This window comes from Streptomyces sp. AP-93 (assembly GCF_022808175.1).
Classification (GTDB): Bacteria; Actinomycetota; Actinomycetes; order Streptomycetales; family Streptomycetaceae; genus Streptomyces.
This window is the reverse complement of the sequence record NZ_JALGBX010000003.1, coordinates 262,518-284,163: the sequence shown is the minus strand read 5'-3', so window position 1 is coordinate 284,163 and position 21,646 is coordinate 262,518. Positions and strand designations below refer to the sequence as shown.

18 protein-coding genes and 1 pseudogene are annotated in these 21,646 nt (G+C 69.1%); 10 read left to right on the top strand and 9 right to left on the bottom strand.

Features of this window, described 5'->3' with window-relative positions; all coding sequences use genetic code 11:
* Positions 1-9 precede the first annotated feature (9 nt).
* The gene (locus tag MTF69_RS07180; RefSeq protein ID WP_243331702.1) at positions 10-543 is read right to left on the bottom strand and encodes an NUDIX domain-containing protein; all 534 of its coding nucleotides are present in this window, start codon (positions 541-543) and stop codon (positions 10-12) included.
* 1 nt (position 544) lies between these two features.
* On the bottom strand, positions 545-1,900 hold the full coding sequence (locus tag MTF69_RS07175) for a tetratricopeptide repeat protein (RefSeq protein WP_243331700.1): 1,356 nt from the start codon (positions 1,898-1,900) through the stop codon (positions 545-547).
* Between the two features lie 194 nt (positions 1,901-2,094).
* Here MTF69_RS07175 and MTF69_RS07170 point away from each other — a divergent pair, with 194 nt between their 5' ends.
* The 4 genes from MTF69_RS07170 (at position 2,095) to MTF69_RS07155 (ending at position 5,134) form a co-directional block, all read left to right on the top strand.
* Positions 2,095-2,844: a hypothetical protein gene (locus MTF69_RS07170; RefSeq protein ID WP_243331698.1), complete on the top strand. Its 750-nt coding sequence runs from the start codon at positions 2,095-2,097 to the stop codon at positions 2,842-2,844.
* A gap of 79 nt (positions 2,845-2,923) precedes the next feature.
* Positions 2,924-3,835 (top strand): phosphotransferase, encoded by a 912-nt coding sequence (locus MTF69_RS07165; protein WP_243331696.1) that lies wholly within the window; start codon positions 2,924-2,926, stop codon positions 3,833-3,835.
* The gene (locus MTF69_RS07160; protein ID WP_243331694.1) at positions 3,836-4,528 is read left to right on the top strand and encodes a bifunctional 2-polyprenyl-6-hydroxyphenol methylase/3-demethylubiquinol 3-O-methyltransferase UbiG; all 693 of its coding nucleotides are present in this window, start codon (positions 3,836-3,838) and stop codon (positions 4,526-4,528) included.
* Positions 4,529-4,543: 15 nt separating this feature from the next.
* On the top strand, positions 4,544-5,134 hold the full coding sequence (locus tag MTF69_RS07155) for an HAD domain-containing protein (protein ID WP_243331693.1): 591 nt from the start codon (positions 4,544-4,546) through the stop codon (positions 5,132-5,134).
* A gap of 248 nt (positions 5,135-5,382) precedes the next feature.
* Here MTF69_RS07155 and MTF69_RS43675 read toward each other — a convergent pair whose 3' ends face one another.
* The gene (locus tag MTF69_RS43675; RefSeq protein WP_374322405.1) at positions 5,383-5,688 is read right to left on the bottom strand and encodes a mobilization protein; all 306 of its coding nucleotides are present in this window, start codon (positions 5,686-5,688) and stop codon (positions 5,383-5,385) included.
* A gap of 2,109 nt (positions 5,689-7,797) precedes the next feature.
* Here MTF69_RS43675 and MTF69_RS07145 point away from each other — a divergent pair.
* Entirely contained in the window at positions 7,798-7,965 is a 168-nt protein-coding gene (locus MTF69_RS07145) for a hypothetical protein (protein WP_243331689.1), read from the top strand.
* A 257-nt stretch (positions 7,966-8,222) separates the two neighbouring features.
* Here MTF69_RS07145 and MTF69_RS07140 read toward each other — a convergent pair whose 3' ends face one another.
* Positions 8,223-8,570 (bottom strand): hypothetical protein, encoded by a 348-nt coding sequence (locus MTF69_RS07140; protein ID WP_243331688.1) that lies wholly within the window; start codon positions 8,568-8,570, stop codon positions 8,223-8,225.
* Between the two features lie 255 nt (positions 8,571-8,825).
* On the bottom strand, positions 8,826-10,514 hold the full coding sequence (locus MTF69_RS07135; protein WP_243331686.1) for a recombinase family protein: 1,689 nt from the start codon (positions 10,512-10,514) through the stop codon (positions 8,826-8,828).
* Positions 10,515-10,517: 3 nt separating this feature from the next.
* Between MTF69_RS07135 and MTF69_RS07130 the strand changes: the two genes are divergently transcribed.
* The 5 genes and pseudogenes from MTF69_RS07130 to MTF69_RS07110 all read left to right on the top strand — a co-directional run.
* Entirely contained in the window at positions 10,518-11,159 is a 642-nt protein-coding gene (locus MTF69_RS07130; protein WP_243331685.1) for a thymidine kinase, read from the top strand.
* 286 nt (positions 11,160-11,445) lie between these two features.
* Positions 11,446-11,757 carry a CU044_2847 family protein gene (locus MTF69_RS07125; protein WP_243331683.1) on the top strand — a complete coding sequence of 104 codons (312 nt, stop codon included), beginning with the start codon at positions 11,446-11,448 and terminating at the stop codon, positions 11,755-11,757.
* On the top strand, positions 11,754-12,602 hold the full coding sequence (locus MTF69_RS07120; protein ID WP_243331681.1) for a serine protease: 849 nt from the start codon (positions 11,754-11,756) through the stop codon (positions 12,600-12,602). Before MTF69_RS07125 ends, MTF69_RS07120 begins: the two co-directional genes overlap by 4 nt.
* A gap of 983 nt (positions 12,603-13,585) precedes the next feature.
* A complete protein-coding gene (locus tag MTF69_RS07115) occupies positions 13,586-16,486 on the top strand; it encodes a BTAD domain-containing putative transcriptional regulator (RefSeq protein WP_279345504.1) in 2,901 nt (966 codons plus the stop codon).
* 468 nt (positions 16,487-16,954) lie between these two features.
* Positions 16,955-17,115, top strand: a pseudogene (locus tag MTF69_RS07110) (thymidine kinase); the annotation flags it as partial.
* Between the two features lie 59 nt (positions 17,116-17,174).
* Here MTF69_RS07110 and MTF69_RS07105 read toward each other — a convergent pair.
* From MTF69_RS07105 to MTF69_RS42775, 4 genes are read right to left on the bottom strand one after another with little or no spacing between them, the layout of a single operon-like run.
* Positions 17,175-18,746 carry a YrhB domain-containing protein gene (locus tag MTF69_RS07105; RefSeq protein ID WP_243331679.1) on the bottom strand — a complete coding sequence of 524 codons (1,572 nt, stop codon included), beginning with the start codon at positions 18,744-18,746 and terminating at the stop codon, positions 17,175-17,177.
* An 18-nt stretch (positions 18,747-18,764) separates the two neighbouring features.
* On the bottom strand, positions 18,765-20,399 hold the full coding sequence (locus tag MTF69_RS07100; RefSeq protein ID WP_243331676.1) for a putative T7SS-secreted protein: 1,635 nt from the start codon (positions 20,397-20,399) through the stop codon (positions 18,765-18,767).
* Positions 20,399-21,037, bottom strand: a complete 639-nt coding sequence (locus MTF69_RS07095) for a hypothetical protein (RefSeq protein ID WP_243331675.1) — start codon at positions 21,035-21,037, stop codon at positions 20,399-20,401. The genes MTF69_RS07100 and MTF69_RS07095 overlap by 1 nt, the downstream gene beginning before the upstream one ends.
* Entirely contained in the window at positions 21,034-21,492 is a 459-nt protein-coding gene (locus MTF69_RS42775) for a hypothetical protein (protein ID WP_279345465.1), read from the bottom strand. Before MTF69_RS42775 ends, MTF69_RS07095 begins: the two co-directional genes overlap by 4 nt.
* Positions 21,493-21,646 lie beyond the last annotated feature (154 nt).

Here is a 21,646-nt window from a genome sequence, read left to right as displayed (position 1 = left end):
GTATTCGATCTAGAGCCACCCGTTGAGTGAAACCTGTGCCCCGTCCGTGAGAAAGGCGACCAGGGCGCTGCGGGTCGTGGGGACGAACTCCGCAGGCAGAGAAGCGGTGGCGACCCAGCGGACCTGGGAGTGCTTGCGGGGTTCGCGGTTCTCGGGTTCGCCGGTCCACTCGTGGGCGGCGAAGACGACGGTCAGGAACCCGTTGGGGGCTTCGACGCCCCAGGCGCCGTGGATGATGTGCGCGACCTTGAGGGACTCCGGCTTCACGGTGATGCCGGTTTCCTCGTAGAGCTCGCGGACCGCGGTCTCGGTGATGGGCTCACCCGGTTCGCTCTTGCCGACGGGGAGGTCCCACAGGCCCTGGGCGAACTTGGCGTTCTCGCTTCGCTGGAGGAGGACGACTCTGTTGGTGGCCTGGTCGTGGACGATGACGGCCGCGACCAGCAGGGTCATCGATTCGAGTGCCGGCTTGAGGGCGGGGGAGCGGTCGTCGGTCTGCTGAGCCACGGAGCATTTCCCTTCATCGGGCCAGTTGTTGGGCATGTTAGGCGAGGGCTTCGCGGGCGCGGCGGGCGAGATCGGCGGCGCCGGGGACGCGGCGGCGCTGGTAGACCGCGAGGGTGGAGCGGATCGAGGTGATCGCCTTGAGGGTGCGGTCGGAGGTCATGCCCTCCATGAGGACGAGTGCCTGGGTCCACGCGGCGACCGCTTCGTCGGCGCGGGCCTGGGCGGCGAGGCTATCGCCCAGGTCGGCGTGGGTGAGAGCGTGGACGCGCTTGTACTTCTCCGGGTCCCAGCGGGTGAGGGCGTCGCGGTGTTGTTGCTCGGTGCCGACGTGGTCGGCGAGGTCGGTCAGGGTGCGGGCCGTGTGGCTGGTGACGGTCCCGGCCGCGGGGCCGCTGACGCGGGAGAAGCTGGGCTGAGGTCCATCCTCGCGCAGGAGGGCGTCTTCGGCGGCGAGGAGGGCACGCGCGGCCGAGGGGTTCTCGCCGATGGCCGCGTAGGCACGGGCGTGGGTGATGTGGAGGAGGGCTTCGGTCTGGCCGTCGACATGGCCGAGGCCGCGGAACAGGGCACCTTCGACGAGGTCGACGCAGTGGTGGGGCTGTTTGAGGCTGAGGGACTGGTGGGCGAGGGCGCGCATCATCCAAGCGGCGTGGCCGTGGGGGTCGGCTTCGCAGGCGAGCTGGTAGCCGACCTGGTAGTAACGCTGGGCGGCGCCCTCGTGGCCGAGGTCGTGGTGTTTCCAGCCGGCGAGATAGGCGAGTTCTGCGACGGCGCCGAAGGCGGCCTCGCGCAAGGCTTCGGAGGAGAAGCGGCCCCGGAGCATGGGTGCGGCGGTGTCGGCGAGGTAGGCGGTGACGGTGGTCAGGCCGTGGCCGCCGCCGAGGCGTTCGTCGGCGGCGCTGAAGGCCGCCGGGATCTGCCGTACGACGTCGATGTCATCACTACCGACGAGGGAACGGGCGGTGCGGGCGCGGAGCATCCTGGAGGTGGCTTCGTGGTCGTGCAGGAGCGGCATGGCGACACCGGCCGTGGTGAAGGCCGCGATGGCGAGGAATCGGTGGCGTTCGACGTCCGCGCGGCCGAGGTCGGTGACCGTGGTGACGGGGTCGTTGCCGGGCGGGGATTCCGTGTCAGGTGAGTGGAAACCGATCTCGGTTCGGGTGACAACGCGGCCAAGCCGTCGGGAGAGGGCTTCGGCAAGGTACTGGCCCGCCTGACCGGAGGGGACTCGGGTGCCGTTTGCCCAGTGGGAGATGGCCGACTTGTTGGTCTGGAGCAGGTCGCCGTTCTCGGCTGCGATGCGGCGCACGTCCTTGGCGAGTGCCTCGTACGTGCACCTTGCGGCGCTGATCGCCTCACGCAGGCGGGAGTTGGGGTTGGTCTGCGCTGGCACGATCTCCTCCGCCTCGGAGCTGTAAACCGCGTATACCGCTTGGCCTCGGTCATACCGTACCCACTCTGCGTAACGGGCGGTTCACTTATCAGCAGTCGCCCACTCACGGGCCGGGCGGCCCCCAAGTTCCGTACGCCCTACCGGGCTCGGGCATTCCCATGCCCCGGCCCCGGACGATCAGAGACGGAGACACTGTGACCACCATCGACACCGCGACTATCACGGTCGAGCTGCCCGACGCCTTCGACCCGCGCTGGAGCCGCCTGCCCGGCATCCAGGTGGACGGCCGACGCATCACCATCGACCCGGCCGAGTACTTCTTCCGCTTCGAGTCCAACACCTGGCTCGTCGCAGACTGGGACCTGGTCAAGGCCCAGCTCCTCGACGTGGACGAGACGACCGCGAGCACAGTCGAGCAGCTCGCGCTCGACTTCATCAAGAACCACGGCGAGTCCACGTCAGACGCCGCCCGCGTCCTGGCGACGGCGTACGGGGTCTACTCGCATCTCTTCCGCGAGGAGCACCTGACCGGCCTCGGCCTGCCGCAGATCACCGCCGATCACCTGCGCATGCTGCGCGAGGCGGCCACGCTGATGGCGCTCAACAAGGTCGAGCTGGACGGCCACATCTCCAACGTCGGCCCGTGCTGGTTCTTCCCCGCCGCCACCTCCGTCGTCTTCGACCTGGACGACGAGACGGGCGGGATGCTGGACGAGGTCTACCACGGCGGCTGGTTCAACGAGCACCGCCGGATCGAGTCCATCAAGGCCCACGCCGCGCTCGGCGGCCGGCTCGTGCACGGCTGCCAGTCCGTACCGGACCAGTCCGGCGGAGTCGTCGCACCCTACGGTGCCTCGATGGCGAACTTCCGTGACGACCTGGCCGACTTCAAGGCGGGCTGGATCGAGCAGGTCTACGCCCACCGCGTGACCGCAGCCGAGTAACCCCCGCCCCCGTACGGCGCCGGGGCGGGCTGACCCGCTCGCCCGCCCCGGCGCCCACCAGCCCCCTGGAGTCACCCTCATGGACCAGAGCCTGACCGCCGCCCTGCTGGACGACCTGTGTGCCCTCGTCGGCAAGCCCATCCCCGAACGTTCCGAGATCCGCGTCTGGGGCATGTCCGGCGTCGAACGCGTCACCTTCCCCGACGGTGAAACAGCCGTCTTCAAGTACGCCAAGGAGCCCTTCGACCGCGAGGCCCAGGCCCTGCGGGTAGCCCACCAGATCGGGCTGCCGGTCCCCGAGCTCCACGCCACTGCCATGCAGGACAAGTGGCTCGGGATGCTCATGGACGACCTTGGCACCCCCGTGCGGGATGCCGACGACGTCGATGGCGTCGCCGCCGCCGTGATGCTCCACGCTGCCCGTCCGGCGGGCGGCCTGCCCCTCCTCGACGGTGTGGGGCTCGCGGCCCTGCCCGGCCGAGCTCTCGATCACCTCCAACGGCTGCGGAAGGCCGACCGCTGGACGGACTGCGACGACATCGAGACGGCCCTGGGGAAGATCTCCGCTGCGGCCGATGCTCGAGTGCAGGGGGCGACGCTGGACCCGTTCGGCTGGGTCCACTCCGAGTTCCACCCCACGAGCGTCCACATCGGGGAAAACGGCTGGCACCTCCTCGACTTCGCCCGTGCCTTCACCGGCCCCGGCCTGATCGACCTCGCCTCTTACCACGGCACCACCGACACGCCGAGCCCCGTCCGGCTGCGCGTGTTCCTGGAGCAGTACGTCGTCGCGGGCGGCCACGAGGACGCCCTCGCCGCTCGGGGCGGCCTCGCCGCCGAGGCATGGGCCCTGGGCTGGCACCGGATGTGGGCGGTGGAGTGGTTCATGGAGCAGGCCATCCGCTGGATCAACGACCCGGCCAGGGACCCCGCGTACATCCCCGTCGTCCGCCGCCACTTGAGCGACGTGGTCCAACTCCTGGAGGTCTAGGTGCTCGCCCAGATCTCCCCCTGGTACGCCCACGCAGCCCAGCGCATAGCGGCCTTCCCCGCCCATGCGCTCACCGCACCGGCCCGGATGGAATGGAGCACCCAACCGGGCCTCGGCCCCGGCGCCAAGATCCTCGGCCCGGACCTGCGCGGCAAGCGCGTCCTGGAGCTGGGCTGCGGCCCCGGCCACAACGTCGCCCACCTCGCCAAACACCACCAGGCCCGCGTCACCGGTGTCGACCTGGTCGGCCTCCAGATACGCCGCGCCCGCTCCCACTACAGCCACATCGATCGCGCCACCTTCGCCGCCGGCCACGCACTGCACCACCTGCAGGCCACTGGCCAGACCTTCGACGCGATCTACTCCGTCTTCGGTGCCATCGGCCTCGTAGCCCCCGAGCTGCTGCTCGCAGCGATCTCCCGCCGCCTCAAACCGGGCGGCGTCCTGGCCTTCTCGGTCCCCCACCCGGCACGGGCCGGAAGACACCCGTCCACGGACGACCGTCCGCGCGAGGACTACGTCACCATGCCCGACCACACCCGGCTACCTATCGCCCGATGGGAGTTCGACGCCCGTCGCTGGAGCGCACACCTCGCGCGTACCGGCCTGCGCATCACCTCGGCACTGGACCTGCGTCACCCGCGCCGCGACCCGTGGCCGACCACCCTCCTGATCACTGCCCGCAAACGCTGACCGACGGAGGCACCGATGACCCTGCCCTACCTCCTCCTGGACATCGACGGCGTCCTCATACCGTTCCCTGCCGCAGACGGCAGCACCCCGCCCACCCACGTCCGCCACACCGTCCTGCCTGCCGGCCGACACCCCGACGACTCCGTCCCCATCTGGCTCAACCCCGACCACGGGCCCGCGCTGACCAACCTCCTGGCCAGCGGCCTCGTCACCCCGGTGTGGTGCACGAGCTGGCGCAAGGACGCCACCACGATCATCGGGCCGATCCTGGGACTGCCCGAGTTCACCTACCTCGACCTGCCTCACCCCCAGATCACCACCAGCCACCCCGACGGCTACCTCTGGAAACGCGACCACGTCGACCCCTGGCTCAGCACGGTCCCGGCCATCTGGATCGACGACGACTTCACCGCCCTCGACCACGCTTGGGCAGCGGCACGCACCGCCCGCGGCTACCCCACCCTGCTCATCCAGCCCGACCCCCACACAGGGCTCAGGCAGAGCCACCTCAGCGAGGCCAGGAAATGGGCATGCGCACAGGCAGGGGCCCTGCCGCTATGTGGCGCGGCAGGGCGGGGGCCCGACGCCAGGAGTGCACAGGTCTAGCCGTACGGCCATGAGGACTTGGCCATGGGGCCAACGCGGAAACGCGTGGGCCCCAGCGGTGCCTATGAGGTCAGGCCCCTGATGCTCAGGCGGGTGGCGAGTGGCTCTCCGGTCTCGGCCGGGGTCGGGGGACATGCCGTCGAAGGACGCGACGAGGCGCGGGTCGGTGTGCTCCTCGTGCTTGCCGGGCCCGTACAGGTAGGCGAGGAAGCCGATGGTCCGCGACCCGGGTGGGTTGATGGTGGGGATCACGACGTGCGCCGGGCGATCAGCTGTGCGGTGGCTTCGTGAACGGTCTCGGAGGCCCGCTGGACGGCCGTGAGCGCCGCTTCGAGCTGCGGGACGTCAGCACGGGAGTTCAAGGCCTTGGAGACCTGGTTCAGGTTGCTGCCGGCCCAGCCGAGCCTGCGACGGCTCTCGAAGAGGGCGGTGATCACTTCGCGCACGTCGGTGATCTCTGCGCTGGTGCGGTCGAGGTCACGGGCGGCGGCGAGAGCGGCGCGGGCGAGGAAGCCGGCGACGGACAGGTGACAGCGGGCGGCGGCGGACTTGATCAGGGCGAACTCTTCTTCGTTGAAACGGATATTGGGCTGGTACAGGCGCTTCTTCTCGCGCGGCTGGCGCGGGCGCGGTCGGCGCGGTCGGCGCGGTCACGGCGGCTACGACGCTGGGACGGGTTCTCCTCCTGCCCTGGCTTCGATCCGCCCCCCCCGGTCGAAGCCAGAAGGACCTGCGCCCCCTGGTGCAGGTCCTCGCCCGCCCCCTCGGGGGCGGGTTGGACGGAAGCTACGCTTCCGTCCCAACTTGCTGCGTCTGAAGCAGGGGTGGACTTCCTCAGCTGCTGGTTGGGGGTGGCTTCGGAGCCGTGCTGGTCTGGCATGCAGATCTCCTCTGGTGATGGCTTTGGCGTGGGTGGGGCGGATCGCAAGAGGGTTGAAGGCGCGTTCCACCCGCCCCCACGCTGGTCAGGACAGGGGTGGGGGGCGTGGTGGCGGCTGGTCGACGGCCGTGCGACTTGTCCCCGGACTTCACTGGGACTGGCGTCGGGTTGGTTGGCTTTGGTGCTGAGATGTGGCCAGGGCAGGGCGATAGGGGTCTCCGGGACCTGGTTGGGGACCGCGGTCCCCAACCACGCGCCGGTCCCCAATTGGTCCCCGGTCCCCGGACGGTCCCGTGTTGAACGGTCCCCAGCACTCTGGGACCGGGGGGTTCCCACCGCTACGGAGGTCATCCCCAAACAGCTTGATGCCTGTTCGGTCCCCGGTTTCGGTCCCGGTCGCATGGTCCCCGTTCGGTCCCCGGGCCCGGTAGTTCCAGGGGACCGGCGCTTTGAACTGCGGAAACACCGATTTCCAGCCCGAATAGCTGGGGACCGTGTGGTCCCCGATCCCGGTCCTCGGTCCCAGTGCGGTCCCGATCCCGGTCCCCGATCCCCGTGCGGTCATGCAGTGCATCGGGACCGTCGGGCCCGGATGCCCTGCTGACGGTCCCCTTCAGCGGGCGCACTTCGGGGACCGAGGAGCTTGGTCCCTGGAACCCGGAGTCGCCGGCAGTGGACTTGATCGGTGGCGAGCCAGTACTGGGGACCGGTCCTTTCACGGAACAGGGACGGCCCGCGTGTGGCCTGTGCGCGGGATGGCTTCCGGCTGATCCGCTGGGGGCGAGAGCGGCCCCGCTCCTGGCGGAATGCCCTCAGCGTCGATCTGGGGCCCGATCGGGATGCGCAGGCCTCCTCGCCTAAGGGCAAGGGCGAAAGGCCGGTACGCGCCCGACAGGGCTGCCGCAAAGTGCCGTAGCGGCTATGGGGTGTGGTGGATGGCCATAACCGTAAGGCCAGAACCCCGGTTGGCCAAATAGTCCGGCTCCGGCCAAGAGGCTGGGCGGAATGCTGATTCGGAGGCGATGTGCGACGCCGGCGCCTCGCGCCCCGTAAGGAATGATCCAGGATCCTAGATCCTAGATCCAGACGCGTATTCCTCGCGAGCCCTCGACGAGGGATCGTCGAATGCCTGCTGACCTGCAGTTTCTCTACGGGTGGCTGGAGCGGGCTGCCTTCCGGAGTGAAAGGGTGCAACCGGTGCCGCGCTTCATCGGGCAGTGGATCCGAGAATGCCGAAATGCGGGCCAATTCGGACGATCGAGCCCTCGATGCATCCTCGCGAGCCCTCGTCGAGGAACTCGCGTATGGAGTCCGCGGGGCCTGCGCCGCATCTTGTAGCAGGCAATCCCCGGTCAGCCAAACCGGGGATTCTCTGGATCGTTGTGGGAGTACTCGGCGACTGCCTGTGGTGGAGCAGCCGCGTCTTCTCTCCCCGCATGTGCGTCCTCATGCGCCATGCCGAAAAGGACTTCCCCCGTTGCGCCCTCCCTCGATGCCCCCTGCCCTGACGCACCCGGCCGAGGCCGGTACCCGCAGGGCGCCCGCCGTCCGCCGCCCCGGAGACAAGCTGACCGTCGACGAACTCTGCTCCGAGCTGCGCATCGCGCGGTCGACGTTCCACGACGGGCGCCAGAAGGGTCGCGTACCCCGGGGGAGAGTCGCTGTGCGGCCGGCTGGCGATGGCGGATTTGGCTCTTCCGGGTGGAATCCAGACCAGCAACCCGCGGCTAAGGACACTGCGAATCCCACCGGCGGATCGGCGTGGCGGCCGAGCGGGTTCGACGTGATCGAGACGACCGACTGCCGCCGCAACATCGTAGTGAAGTACGTCGCTTCGAATGGCCAAGGCACTGGGAATGCCATCGGTGACCTGAGCAGGGCCCGCCGACACCTCAGCCGCGAGATCAAGCGCCTGCAGCAGGAACGGGAGCGTGGCGGCAAGCCGGGGTGACCTGGATGTGGGTTGTCGCCGTCTGTCGGTTTAGACCTTTACCGGCGCTGTTGCCGATCTTGTGATGCTGGCACGTTTGCTGGGATATCGCACCGTCCTGGCACCGAAGCGGTCCGTTTACCAAACGCGGTCGGTTCCATCGGGCGGGAGCCTTCGTGCACGCGACTGCGGCAAGGTGCTGCCTCGCCGACGACCCTGCCCCAGGACTCACGCGCAGTTGGGGCGGTCCGTGACGTGGGTGGCGTGCAGGGATTTGATCAGGGTGAAGTCGGTGTCGACTGCGGTGTGGGAGTACGAGGCGAGAGCCCGAGCCCCACCTTCTCGCCGTTCCTGAGGACCAGTCCTGGGGCCTCCGTCGGGGCCAGGCCGGGACCATCCCCGGTGTTGACCGCGCCGATCGCACACCAGGGAACGACTTTCGAGCGCCCCAGGCCACGCTCGGTCAGACCCATGGAGTCGATCTGCACTCCCATGACACAACTGCGGAACGCAATCCACAGGCCGCCCGCCGCAATCACGGCGAAGAGCACCGCACTGGCGGGATCTGCGGCGTCCCCGCTGATCAGCATCGCAGCACCCATCAGCGCAAACAGACCTCCCACCATGAACAGGACAATGCGCTGCCTCGGCCTGTGGAGAGTCCGGGTGGGTATCGGGCGCAGGGAAGGGGGCTCCATGACCGCGACCCTAAGCCGTAGCCACACACCGCGCACGGGCTTCAACCATCACAAGGTCGATGCCAGCGTCTGTTGTTCGTACCTGTCTCGGTACTCGATGCGTACGCCGACACCATCCCTCGAAGGCAAGCCGTAGCCCCCGACATTCGCGCGGGCTACGGCTTCTGTATGCGTCAGGGCTGTCTACGTCGCCGACTCCTCGGCAAGTCGAAGCGATGCCTCGATGGCGTCAATGACGTCCAGCCCGATCCGGAGCTGCCGCTCGTCCAGTTGCCGACTCGCCACGTGCTGTTGCGTCGGCAGGTTGTGCGTTACGACCCCGTGGGCGACATCGTCGGTCAGCTCGACGTGAACCGCCTGGGCCATCCGTCGGACGTCGCCCAGCTGCACCATGAACCCGAACGCCTTGCCGGGGATCGGATCGCGATAGACCTTGACGGCCACCTTGTGTTCCCGGAGGAACAGTTGCTTGCCCTCATCGTCCCGCGAGTTCCAGATGTCCGCGAAGGTGCGGCCGGTCAGCGCGAACTTCCCGCGCTGCTCTTCGTACTCCGCGAACTGGGTGCGAAGCCGCGACAGCTTTGCGGACTGCGAGTTGAGCAGCGACCAGTAGACCTCTTCCTTCTCCGGGTCGTCGTACTTGCCGGCCCCGAAGTCGGCCTTCAGTCGGTCCAGGCGTGCCTGGGTGGCCGTGATGTCGCTGGACGGGTCGTGCAGGTCAGCTGCCACCTCTCGCGCCTCGGGGAGGTGTCCCATGTGTTCCAGGAAGACCTTGGTCAGTTCGCCTTCAAGCTCCGCCGAGTCCACGGCCGCAGCGCTCTCGCAGGTGCCCTGGACCTTGTGCCGGCTGCACTTGTACCGGGAGTAGTGCCACTCCTTCGCCGGGCGGTCCCCCTTGGCGGGCTTGCGGTTGGTGAAGACTGCCTTCGTCAGTGGCCCCCCGCAGGAGCCGCACGTTGCCACTCCGACCAGCATGGCCTGGCTTTTGGTGGCCTTGGGTCCGAAGGCGCGGTTGTCCGCCAGTTTCAGGACCACCTTGTTCCAGGTGGCGAGGTCGAGCAGGGGGGTGTCCGCGATCATGCGGGGATTGCCGGCATCGTCCTCGACGATCTCACCCTTGTAGGTGTAGAGCCCGGCGATCTTGGGGTTGAGCATCATGCCCCGGATCGAGGAGTTCGACCATTGGCTCTCCTGCGCCCGCTTGCTGTTGGGCTGGATCCGCGAGAGCCACGTGGGCTCGCCCCGGGTGGCGAGGTCCTTCGAGATGGAGCGCAGGCTCTCGCCATCCAGGATCTTCTTCGCGATCTCCTGGGCGAGCTCCATGTAGTGGGGGAGTGCTTCGAGCCGCTTCCCCTTGCCCTTGCCCACCTGGACGATCTCGTAGCCGAAGGGCGGGAGGCCGGCCACCCACATGCCGGAGGCGAGGCGGGTCTGTACGGCGTCGAGTGCCCGGGACCGGATCGTGTCCAACTCGCCCTCGGCGAAGACGGCGAGGATCTGGGCGAACATCTTGCCCATGGGGGTGGACATGTCGATCCCCTCCTGGGTCGACACGATGATCTTGCCGTTCTCCTGGCACCACTGGACGATCTCGCTGAAGTGGGCAACCCGGCGACTCAGCCGGTCGATCTTCATGACGCAGAGCGCGTCCCAAAGGCCCTTGTGTTCATCGTCGAACCACTTGCCGAGATCGGGGCGCTTGAAGGGGTGGAGTCCGCCGGACACGTCGGTGTCCGTAGCCCAGGCGACGATTCGAGCGTCCCGCCCCGGCGCCTCCACCCAGTGCTGTACGTGCTCCTTCTGGCGGGGTATCGCCGTGGAATCGTCGGTGTCGACGGAGAGCCGCAAGGAACCCAGGACGCGCAGTGTCATGGGATGACCCTAGCGCGAGTTGGCGGATGGTCAAGAAAGAAGACACTGGCGCTCCAGATCGCCCACAACCGCGACGCGCGGGGCCTGCAGGGTGTGATCTTCACCCGTGACGACCGGGCGGGCGAGGGCAAGCTCTCGTCGCGCCTCGGGCTGGTGACGGAGGCGGTGGAGGCGCCGGAGGGCATGGACCTGTACGCGTACCTGGTGGCCCAGCTCTCGGCGGGCGGCAGGGTGGACTACGTGATCGTGGACGAGGCCCAGTTCCTCGCGCCGGAGCAGATCGACCAGCTGGCGCGCATCGTGGACGACCTCGACATGGACGTCTTTGCCTTCGGCATCACCACGGACTTCCGCACGAAGCTCTTCCCGGGCTCGCAGCGCCTGATCGAGCTGGCGGACCGGCTGGAGCAGCTCCAGGTCGAGGCCCTGTGCTGGTGCGGCGCGCGGGCCACCCACAACGCCCGGACGGTGGGCGGCGAGATGGTGGTCGAGGGCGCCCAGGTCGTGGTCGGTGACGTGAACCGCCCGGCGGAGGAGATCGGCTACGAGGTCCTCTGCCGCCGCCACCACCGCAAGCAGATGACGAGCGCCTCGGCCCACGCCGGAGCCCTCTCCCCGGACGTCCTTCCGGTCAACTCGGCCTGATAGCCCGCCGCATGATCGTTCCTGGGGTGGTGTGCACCGCCGGGGATGGCAGCCTGTGACCAAGATGGAGGTCGGTCGAAGGGCCCGCGGCTCTCCGCAAGGGCGACCCCAGGGGTGACGGCGCTCTCGCCGGGCCGTGTGCCTTGAGGAGGTGTGGCCGGATCCGTACGGCAGTCCCAGATCTTGTAGGTGATTCCGTCGCCTCTCGGCACCGGGCTGGCTAGGCTTCTTGCACGGAGCGGGGCGCCGCTGCACTCTGAGCACCTAGAGACGGGAACGCACTCTCATGCCCGAGGTCAGGGTCGAAACGGTCGCTGTCGACGCGTCAGGCAGCCGCCAGATCGCCAGCAGGACGCGTACCAGCGCTGCCCTCGGAGAGCGTGCCGGGGAATTGGAGCAGGCGATAGTCGAGGCCTCGGCCATCGCCCAGCAGTCACTGGCCCGGGTGCCACGGCACAACGGCTGGCAGGTGTCCGCCATGGAGGTGACCTTCGGGCTGACCCTGGCGGCGGAAGCCGGAGTCATCCTGTCCAAGGCGTCGGCAGAGGCCTCGTTCGAGGTCACATTGACCGTGGAGCGAGCCCCGGAATCCGAATGACCGGCGGCGCGAGCTACTGGGTGGAGCTGTTCCAGGACCGGCAGCGCCTCGGCGGCGGATTTCTGCTGACGCCCCGCTACGTCCTGACGGCTCTGCACTGCTTGCGCGGCCTGACATCACCTGACGAGCGTGTAGACATCGTCTTGGCGGACGGTTCCCGGCTGGCAGGGCAGGTCTGCCGCCAGGACAAGGAGGCGGACCTCGCGCTGATCACGGTCTCGGCCGCCTTCGAGGTCCGATTGCCCATCCCCCGTGCCGGCGTCGCGCACGGCGGTGACGACTGGCACGGACCGTACCGGCCCGCGGCCGCCGAGGTGCATCTGCGGGGGCAGGTCGACAGCGGATCCGCCGAGTATCCGTGCGAAGGCGGAGCGGTCATCGAGGCCCTGCAGCTCACGACACACCAACACCTGGGCGACTACTCGGGGTACTCGGGAGGCCCGGTGGTCAAAGGGCTGCCTGAGGATCGGGAGCCGTTGATCGTGGGCATCCTCCTGGAGCAGGCACCGGACCGGGCGGAGTCGCACCGTGCCGCCAACGTGCTCTTCGCCGCGACCATCGGTGAAGCGATGCGCCGATTCGACGAGTTCGACGTGGAGCACCTGATCGACGTACTGCGCCCGTCCAAGTCCGCACCGGAGCAAGCCGTTCGGCGCCGGGTCCAGCACCCTGTGGAGGAGAGCGGTACGGGCCTGGCGGCGGCGGCCGCCGTCACGGATCTGCTGCTCGACCAGATAGAGAAGTGGACACAGCGCGGGGTGCTGGACGCCTCGCAGAGCAGCGAGCTCAAGTTCCTCACCGCGAAGACGTTCATCGAGCGCCAGTCACCCGGGGGTGAGTCATGACCGATGCCTGGCAGGAAGCCGCCGCCCACGCCGAGCGGGCCGTGCGCGGTGACCTCGCGGCCAGGCGGCTCGTCCAGGACGCCGTCGCCGAGCTGCGCACCCAACCGCCGCCGCTGCACCGCCCCCGCTTCGGCAGAGACCTGGGATATCTTGCCGCCCTGCTCGATACGCTCGACCTGCTGGAGGAGTCACACCGGCTGATCGAGCACGTCGTGGGGCGGATCTTCCTGCATCCTGCGTCTGCCGGCCTCTCCCACGAGGGCCGCAACAACCTCGCGGTCGCTCTGGCGGACCGCGGCGAGCTCACCGCCGCGGCCGCCCTGCTGTCGACCATGGTGGTCTTCCCCCGGCCGGGCGGGCCCGGATCGTCTCTGGAGACGGCACGCACACTGGCCAATGTCGCGGCGATCAAGTTACGCCAGGGTGCGTCGGCCGGAGCCGGGCAGACGGCCGGGCAGGCTCTTCGGCTCCTGACCCGTGACGAGCAGTCCGAGGACGGTCTCGACGTACGGTTGCTGACCGAATCGGTACTGGCCGCGGTCGCGCGACTGGAAGGACGGCACGAGGACGCGGACCGCTGGGTGGACGCGATCGCCGAAACGGCCCGGCAGCTCACCCGGCTTCTCGGCGGCGACCACCCGAAGGGCCTGGCCGCGCTGGTCACCCTGGCGCGGGCCGAGTTCGAGTCGGCCAGGGCCATCGGCGACGGCGGGAGAATGGAACGCGCCACCGACGTCCTGGCCGTCACTGCCCAGAAGGCATCCGCGACGCTGGGGCCCCGCCATCCGCTCGCGTTGTCCGCCCTGGCAAATCTAGCGACCACCGAGTTCGATTCCGCACGTACGAACCGGGACGAACCCCGCCTCCAAGGCGCACGCGCTCTGGTCACGGCCGCGATCAGGCCGTCGGCCGACGAGCGGCGCGACATCACCCGGCAGCGGGGACTGGCTGACGCTTCCCGCGGACCTCGGTCCACCACCGAGATGCTGCGCTTCAGCGTGCTCGGCCCGGTGCGGATCTGGCGCGACAACGAGCCGCTCCCCTCCGGCACCCCCCAGCAGCACGCCCTGCTCGCCGCACTCCTGCTCCGCGAGGGCCGCACCGCCACCGCGTCCGAACTCATCGACGCCATCTGGGGCGAGGACCCGCCGCAGCAGGCGCTCGCCACCATCCGTACGTACGCCTCCCGCCTGCGCAAGATGCTCGATCCCGGAATCCTCGCCACCGAATCCGGCGGCTACGCCATCCGCACCCCCGCCGATTCCCTCGACCTCGGCATCGCCCGCCGCCTCGCCGCCGATGCCGACCGCGCCCGCGCCGCCGGCGACCATGCCCTCGCCCATACGCTCATCGCCCGCGCACTCGACCTCTGGGAAGGGGAGCCGCTCACCGGGGTCCCGGGCCCGCACGCCGACACCGAGCGCGCCCGGCTCGCCGAATGGCGCCTCCAACTGCTCGAGATCCGCATCGACCTGGAGCTGCAGGCCGGACGCCACGCCGAGACCGTTTCCGAACTTGTTTCGCTCGCCGCCGCCCACCCGTTGCGCGAACGACTCCGTGAGCTGCTCATGCTCGCCCTCTACCGCAGCGGCCGGCAGGCCGAGGCCCTCGCCGTCTACGCCGACACCCGGCGGCTCCTGGCCGACGAGCTCGGCGTCGACCCGACCCGGGAGCTCATCACCCTCCACGCGCGCATCCTGCGGGCCGACCCCGAGCTCGCCTCGCCCATGGCATCGCACACGGCGATCACCACCACGCTCGTGATCGCTCCCCCCGCACAGCTGCCGGCCACCGTCCCCGATTTCACGGGCCGCGATGCCCTCATCGCAGAACTCAGGGGAATCCTCTCCGGCACGGGCGGCGCAGGGCGTGTGCGTGTGCTCGCCCTGTCGGCCTTCGCCGGCGTCGGCAAGACCACCCTCGCCGTGCACGTCGCGCACGCGGCCCGCGCCGACTTCCCCGACGGCCAGCTCTACGTCGACCTGCAGGGCAATGCGCCCCGCCCCGCCGAGCCCGAGACCGTACTCGCCGCCTTCCTCCGCGCCCTGGGAGCAGCCGATGAGGCGATACCCGATACGCCTGCCGAACGCTCCGCGCTCTTCCGTTCGATGCTCGACAGCCGTCGGCTGCTGGTCCTGCTCGACAACGCGCGAGACGCCGCCCAGGTACAGCCGTTGCTACCGGGCACGGGCCGCAGCGCCGCCGTGATCACCAGCCGTGTGCGGATGATGGCTCTCCCGGGTGCGCATCTGGTGGACCTGGACGTGATGAGCCCGGAGGAGGCCCGGCTGCTGTTCACGCGGATCGTCGGGCACGAGCGGGTGGCCGCGGAGCGCCACGCCGTCCTCGACGTGGTCGGCGCCTGCGGTTTCCTGCCGCTCGCCATCCGCATCGCCGCCGCCCGGCTCGCCGCCCGCCGCACGTGGACCGTCTCCGTCCTCGCCGCCAAACTCGCCGACGAGCGCCGCCGCCTCGACGAGCTGCAGGCCGGCGACCTCGCCGTCAAAGCCGCCTTCGAGCTCGGCTACGGCCAGCTGGAGCCCGCTCAGGCCCGGGCGTTCCGCCTCCTTGGCCTCGCCGACGGGCCGGACATTTCGACCGCCGCGGCAGCGGCCGTACTCGACCTGCCCGAGTACGAAGCCGAGGACATGCTGGAATCACTGGTCGACGCCTCCCTGCTGGAATCCGCGGCGCCCGGGCGCTACCGGTACCACGACCTCGTACGCCTCTACGCGCGGGCGTGCGCGGAACGCGACGAGCAGCCGGCGAGCGGGCAGGCCGCCGCCCTGTCGCGGCTGGTGGACTTCTATCTGGCGACGGCCGCTGCCGTGTACGCGCTGGAGCGTCCCGGTGACCGGCTGGTCGAGCACCTGTCCGTACCCCGCCGCGCGGGGCTCGTCTTCGAGGACGGGAGCGAGGCGGTGGACTGGCTGTACGGGGAGGCCGCCTGCCTGTTGGCATGCGTACGGCAGCAGGCGGCCGCGGGCTCGGTGGCGCAGGCCGCGGACCTCCTGTGGGCGGCGAAGGACCTGGCCGACGCGGGAGCGGACGCGAGCCAGTACGAGACCACCGCCACGGCCGTACGGGAGGCTGCGCGGGCGGCGGGCGACGCGCGCGCGGAGGCCCGCGCCCGGATCGCCTACACCTCGCTGCTCCTGGCGTCCGGGCGGTTCGAACAGGCCGACCAGGAGGCGCGGCTCGCGGTGCAACTGGCCCACGCCTGCGGCGATCCCCTGCCGGTGGGGGCGGGTCTGCACGACCGTGGGGTCATCGCGGCCTACCAGAACCGGCACGCGGAGGCCGAACGGTTCCTGACCGAGGCGCTCGGGGCGTACCGCGCCGACCGGAACCGGCTCGGCGAGGCCGGCGCCCTGAGCGTCCTCTCCCGGGTTCGCGTGGAAACGGGCGGGCCGTCCGACGGCATCGAGCCCGCCCGCCGCGCGCTGGCCATCTTCAGCGCCATGGGCCTCACCTTGCGGGAAGCCAACTGCCGCTACGCGCTGGGCATCGCGCTCACCCAGGCCGGCCGCCCGGCCGAGGCGCTGGAGGAACTGTCCAAGGCGTTGACGCTCTTCCACGAGCACCAACAGCGGCTGTGGGAGGGAATGACCAATTTCCGGATCGCCGAGACCCATCTCGCCGCCCGCCAGTACGAAGCCGCCGCACTGCACGCGGAACGCGCCCTCGCCCTGGGCAGCCTCGGGGGCGAGCGGCGCCGGGCCGGCGTCCTGACCGTATTGGGCCGAGCCTGGGACCGCCTCGGCCGGAACGAAGAGGCCAGGGGGTGCTGGAGCGAGGCGCTGAGCATCTACGAGCGGGTGGGAGACCGCCCGGAGACGACAGACTTCCGAGAGCTGGCCACATCGGGGCTCATCACCGTATGACGGCTTGGGGGAACATCGGTGCTGAAGTTCCTCCAAGGCCGGGTAGTTGGGGCCTCCTACACGACTCGGTCCTGCGGCCAAGTGCTGGCTTTCTTGAGAAGCGTGGAGCAGGGCACGGCGACCGGGCGTCTGCGCTCCGTCGCCCCGCCTCACTGCTCACTCCTGGCTGAGCATCACCGCCAGGGCGTGGCGCCGCAGGGTGCGGGACGCCTGGGGTAGACGGTGTCCCTGCCCGACAGGCAGGGACAGCGCCACGCACTCGGGTGCCGAGCCACGAGCGATTATTCAACATGTCAGTAACCAGTCGCATCCGTACAGATACTCAGTGTGGTCTCGCTGTTGGGTGGGAGAGCCCCTGATCGGTTGTCGCAATCACCGTCTACGACTGGTGCATCGCCGGTGGTGCCGGGGTTCTGGCGCTCACGGTTCACCTGGATGGAGCGGGCGGGGGAGTGGTTCTCACGGTGAGTGTTCGAGGGCGAGCAAGCGGTGGTCGGTGACGTGAACCGCCCGGCGGAGGAGATCGGCTACGCGGTCCCGTGCTCCGCTACCACTGCAAGCGAATGACCTCGGCGGCAGCCCAGGCGGGCGCCCTCTCCCCGAACGTCCTCCTCGTCAACCACGCCTGAGACCCTGCGGCTCCGTCCCCGGGTCCCGGCTTGGCGAGGACGGGGCGTTCTCTTTTCCGTCAGCGGTAGCGGATCACACGCACCCCGGACTCCCCGAACGTGTCCAGACTCTGCAGCTCTTCCGCCGATCCGTCGATGAGGCCCACATGTCCGGCGTGCGTGTGTAGCCCTGTGAGGAGCAGCCCGGTGGATTCGCGCCCGCGTTCGTCCTGGCGCCGTACCCACACGAGCGCCCGTCCGCCGACCGGTAGTGCGGCGAGGGCCCGTACGGACTCAGTGATGGTCGAGAATTCACTGATCTCCAGGACCGGGCCCAGCTTCGCCATCGTCGGGGCGAACCAGTCGGCGTCCCCGGAGGCGGGTGTCGGACCCACCGCCTCGCCCCGGTTCCAGGCGTCGAGGAACCCCCAGGGGTCGGAGTTGGGCAGAAGGAACGGCTCCTCGGGCCCCTTCGGCACCACCACGGCGGCATCGAGCATCTCGTGGCGCCAGTCCTGACTGCGCAAGGCGGCCGTGGTCTGGCAGGCGAACAGCCACCCGCGGGCCGTCTCGTCTCCGGCGTCGGGCAATACCAGTTCGACGGGATCCGTGTACGTGGACCTGAGCCACTCCTCGCCCTTGATCCGGGCTGCCGCGAGGTCACCAGCCGTCCGGGGAACCCCGGTCTTCACCCGGGCGAAGACCAGCTCCCGCAGTCCGACCGTGTCCAGTCGAGCCAGACCACCGGTCATCCCGTCCAGGAACACCACGGTTCCGTTGTTGTTGTGGGCGTATACGAGGTGGCCGCTGACCTCGGTGCCGCGAATTGCCCGCCGCACCCACACCACGCCCTGCGTGCCGGGCCCGGACTTCTCGGCCTGCGCGATCACCTCGTCCCAGTTGGCACACCGCAGCTGCTCAGCCGTCGGGAAGTAGCGTCGTAGCAGCAGCTGCCACCACCCGGGTGCCTCGTGAGCCGGCTGCCATGGCAGCGGAGACGACGGCCGGCCCGCGATCGCAGCGGCCACCGTGACCACGCAGCCACGTGAATTGAGTCGCAGCGCCTGCCTCTCGGGATCGCGCTCCACCTGGTTCTGCGTGTATTCCGCAGCATCACCCCAAGGATCATCGGCCGCCGGATGGAACGGCACCCCAAGGTCCTTGGGCACCACCACGGAAGCGGCCAGCATCGGGGTCCGTGGATATCCGGGCTGCTCGATCGCCTGACACGCGAACAGCCACGTGCCGGCATCCTCGGCCACCGGTTCGATGCTCGCCAGTTCGACCAGGCCGCGGTAGGTGGTGAGCAGCCATTGCAGGGCCATCTGCCACGGCTCGGCACGCACTGTCCTCGCCAGGCCGCTGGTGTCCCAGCCGCCGTGCCGAACGTAGGCGAAATACTCGTCCAGGGGGAGGTGGGAGGGGGGGAAGCGCACCGGAGAGCCGTCCTTGGGGACCAGGACCATCCTCGTGAGAGGGCCGGCCGCCCCACCGGGGGTGTCGACGCCCTGCTGCGTGTCGTACCTGATGATCCAGGCCAGGTCGTGTTCCTCGCTCAGTTGTGGCTGTACGACGACTGCCCAGGGCTCGTGGGCGAATGCCTGTGCAAGGTAGGGGCGTGCCGCTTCCACGGCCTCGTTCAACGTGAGCATCTCTGGTTCCTGACAGTGCTAGCGATAGGGGACATGAGCGATTTCGCTGACGTTGAATGTCTCCAACCTGGCCAGCGTTCCGGTTTGGCCATCCAGGAAGACCACTCCGTGAGGAGTGTTCACGGCGTTGAAGACGTGGCCCATCCCGCCATGGCGGGAGATGGCGACGACGCTGCGAGAATCTGGCCCGCGTTGTTCCAGGTCCTTGATGATGTCGTCGTAGCTCTGTACGACCTTCTTCGCATCCGGAGTCACCCCGAGCTCCTTGTACGGGATGTCACCCGGTCCGGTCTTCGGTGCGGCTGATACCTCGACTCCGTCCAGCCTTTTGTCGAGAGTCGGCACGTTGTTCGTGCAGTTGTACTGATAGCCGGGTGCGCCGGTGTTGTTCATGTCCTTGAGCCACGGGTACTGATCGTCGATGAACTTCTGAGCCTGCTTCGGGCTGACCGAGTCGGCGTGGATCGAACCGCGCTCCGTGACGCCCTTGACCGGCTGCGCTAGGTGCGACCAGGCCGAGGGCTTCACGGCCACCGCCTCGGCCAGTCGCACCCCTGCTCGGGCGCTGCCGATGCCCTTGGTGCCGATGAGTTCGGGCACGAGGCGGCCCAGGCCCTCGGACGGGTCATCCTTGAAGCCGTCGATCAGAGCACCGGGAATCCGCTCCGGATGCGCTGCCGTGGAGACGAGGCCGGCCAGGGTCATGTTGAGGTTCTGCTGGTACTCGGAAGGGTGGGTCAGGTTGTACGGGTCCATCGGGTTCAGACCACGGGCGAAGTCGAGCAGGCCGGCCGTCCCCTTGACCACGCCGCCGACGAAGTGGTTGAGCTCCACCGCCGTGCTGCCGTACGAGTCGGTGACCCCGGCCAGCGCCCGGTCCGTCGCCGACGGCTCCTTCGGGGCGTGCGTCACTGCCACCGCCAGCACCTCGGACGCGGTTTGCGCGGCCTCGTTGCGCTGTCTGCGGGCCTCGTTGAGGATCTCGTGCGCCCGCTTGCCGTCGGCCTTGCCCACATCGACCGGTTCCTGCGGCACGGGACCGGGATCCTTGCCCGCCTTCTCCGTTGTTCTGTAGGTGTCGACCTTCGCGGCGTACGCCTCGTGGGCGTCCTTGGCGGCCTTGACCGCCGCCTCGTAGAGGTCGATGGCCTGCTGCGCCTGCTGCTGCGCCCACTCCACTGTCTCCGCGTACCGGGTCAGCGCGCCTGCCGCAGCCTCGCAGGCGTCGGCGGCGTGCAGCCAGTCCGTCGGGTGCATTGCGAACTTTGCGCGGAACGCCTCGGCGGCCTGTCCCTTCCAGTGGCCCGAGTCCAGTGCCCGCATGCCTTCGCCGACCCGGTCGAACGCGCCCTGGAAGTCCTTCAGGTGCTTGGCCGACTCCCGAATCGACGCCGGCTTGCCGTGCACCAGCTCGTTGGCCTGCTTGCTCTGACCCAGTTGCTGTTCACTGACCGAAGCCCCAAGACTCGAGGCGAAATCGTCGCCCCAGTCCTCGACCTTGTCCGCCCAGTCGTCCGCACCGACGTGCTCCAGACTCGCGCCGATCCCGTCCGTGGCCTTGTCGACACCTTGGCCGACGACCTTCTTCGTCGACTCCCAGCCGTCATCCAGCTTCTCCAGACCCCTGTCCAGAAGACCGCCCCAGTCCGGCATCAGCGCTCGCCCTCGGACTGCGGTTGCTCCTGCGGCGCCGGACCGACCCAGGCGTCGACCGCCCCGTCCACCTCGTCCCGCAGTCCCGCCGCGTTGATGATCTGGTTGCCGAGCAGCATGTCGGAGCTGTTCACATCCCGCACCGCGCCCGTCCAGGCTTCCCTGCTGTTCTCGTTGGCCCGATCGAAGGACTCCCGGCTGTAATCGGCGTCTCGCACCTGCGTGTACGGATTGTCGGAGATGACCGCGCCCCAGTCCTGGCCGATGACGTCCTTCTCCGACGCGTACGGATTGCCCATCGCGGAGTTCGTCAGCACCTTGAAACTGCCCTGGATGTACTGGTCCTGCTCGTGCAGGACACCCGCAGACAGACCCACGTCAAAAGCGAACTGGTTGCCCTGCTGCACCAGCGAGCGCACACCCCACTCCCAGCGCTCGCAGAACGTCTTCATCGAAGCCGTCAGACCCTCGTGCCCGGTCTCCATCCCAGACAGTCCCAGATCCGAAAATCCCCGGCCCATACTGGCCGTGCCGACCATCCCCAGCTCTTTCAGCTCTCCCAGGGTGTCTGTGATCCCCTTCGCGATCTCCCCCAGCGCCTGCTTCGATACAGAGAGATCTGCCCCGTCCCCGCTCATGCCGGCTCCCCGTCGAGCGCAGCACCGTTCGGCACCAACCCCCGCACCGGCGGGAAGACGACCCCGCCCGGCCCCGCCGTATCCAGCGCCACCCCACACGGGAAGTCCAGCGCCGGGATCACCTCATCCAACAGCCGCGCACCGACGATCCGCCGGTACGGCCACTCCCGCTCAGTCTCACCACGTGCCTCCGCGAACCGGGCCAGAGTCTTCTTGCCCGAGAAGGCGCAGAGCCAGTCCAGCCCACCGAGCTCCGCCGTCCACAGCCCGCCCCGCTCGTCCAACGGCACCAGGACCGCCCGGCTGCGGAAGTCCGCCAGCCGCTTCAGCATCGCATCCCGCGCCACCGCGGCCGGATCAGCCGCAGCCTGGGGGAACGCAGTCCCGACCGTTCTTTCCGTCGCGCGTTGAACAGCCCCTGCCCGAAGTCGTGCCCACTCCTCGTCAAACCCCATTCGTGTTCTCCTCCACGAGCGTGCGCGTGCTGAAGTGGTTCGGGTCGCCGCAGTTGATCGAATCGACTGTACCTTCGCCAGGATCGGGGCTCTCACGGCTGCTTTGGAGAGGCGCAATTCGGAGCGGTCGGGGATCGGCCCCTTCCATCGGTCC

What these genes read in the sequence shown, in the direction of transcription:
- MTF69_RS07165 (WP_243331696.1), top strand. Translation starts at nt 2,924, where the DNA reads ATGGACCAGAGCCTGACCGCCGCCCTGCTGGACGACCTGTGTGCCCTC.
- MTF69_RS07120 (WP_243331681.1), top strand. Translation starts at nt 11,754, where the DNA reads ATGACCGGCGGCGCGAGCTACTGGGTGGAGCTGTTCCAGGACCGGCAG.
- MTF69_RS07105 (WP_243331679.1), bottom strand. Translation starts at nt 18,746, where the DNA reads ATGCTCACGTTGAACGAGGCCGTGGAAGCGGCACGCCCCTACCTTGCA.
- MTF69_RS07135 (WP_243331686.1), bottom strand. Translation starts at nt 10,514, where the DNA reads ATGACACTGCGCGTCCTGGGTTCCTTGCGGCTCTCCGTCGACACCGAC.
- MTF69_RS07180 (WP_243331702.1), bottom strand. Translation starts at nt 543, where the DNA reads ATGCCCAACAACTGGCCCGATGAAGGGAAATGCTCCGTGGCTCAGCAG.
- MTF69_RS07095 (WP_243331675.1), bottom strand. Translation starts at nt 21,037, where the DNA reads ATGAGCGGGGACGGGGCAGATCTCTCTGTATCGAAGCAGGCGCTGGGG.
- MTF69_RS07140 (WP_243331688.1), bottom strand. Translation starts at nt 8,570, where the DNA reads ATGGTGGGAGGTCTGTTTGCGCTGATGGGTGCTGCGATGCTGATCAGC.
- MTF69_RS07100 (WP_243331676.1), bottom strand. Translation starts at nt 20,399, where the DNA reads ATGCCGGACTGGGGCGGTCTTCTGGACAGGGGTCTGGAGAAGCTGGAT.
- MTF69_RS07130 (WP_243331685.1), top strand. Translation starts at nt 10,518, where the DNA reads ATGACCCTAGCGCGAGTTGGCGGATGGTCAAGAAAGAAGACACTGGCG.
- MTF69_RS07115 (WP_279345504.1), top strand. Translation starts at nt 13,586, where the DNA reads ATGCTGCGCTTCAGCGTGCTCGGCCCGGTGCGGATCTGGCGCGACAAC.
- MTF69_RS07155 (WP_243331693.1), top strand. Translation starts at nt 4,544, where the DNA reads ATGACCCTGCCCTACCTCCTCCTGGACATCGACGGCGTCCTCATACCG.
- MTF69_RS42775 (WP_279345465.1), bottom strand. Translation starts at nt 21,492, where the DNA reads ATGGGGTTTGACGAGGAGTGGGCACGACTTCGGGCAGGGGCTGTTCAA.
- MTF69_RS07125 (WP_243331683.1), top strand. Translation starts at nt 11,446, where the DNA reads ATGCCCGAGGTCAGGGTCGAAACGGTCGCTGTCGACGCGTCAGGCAGC.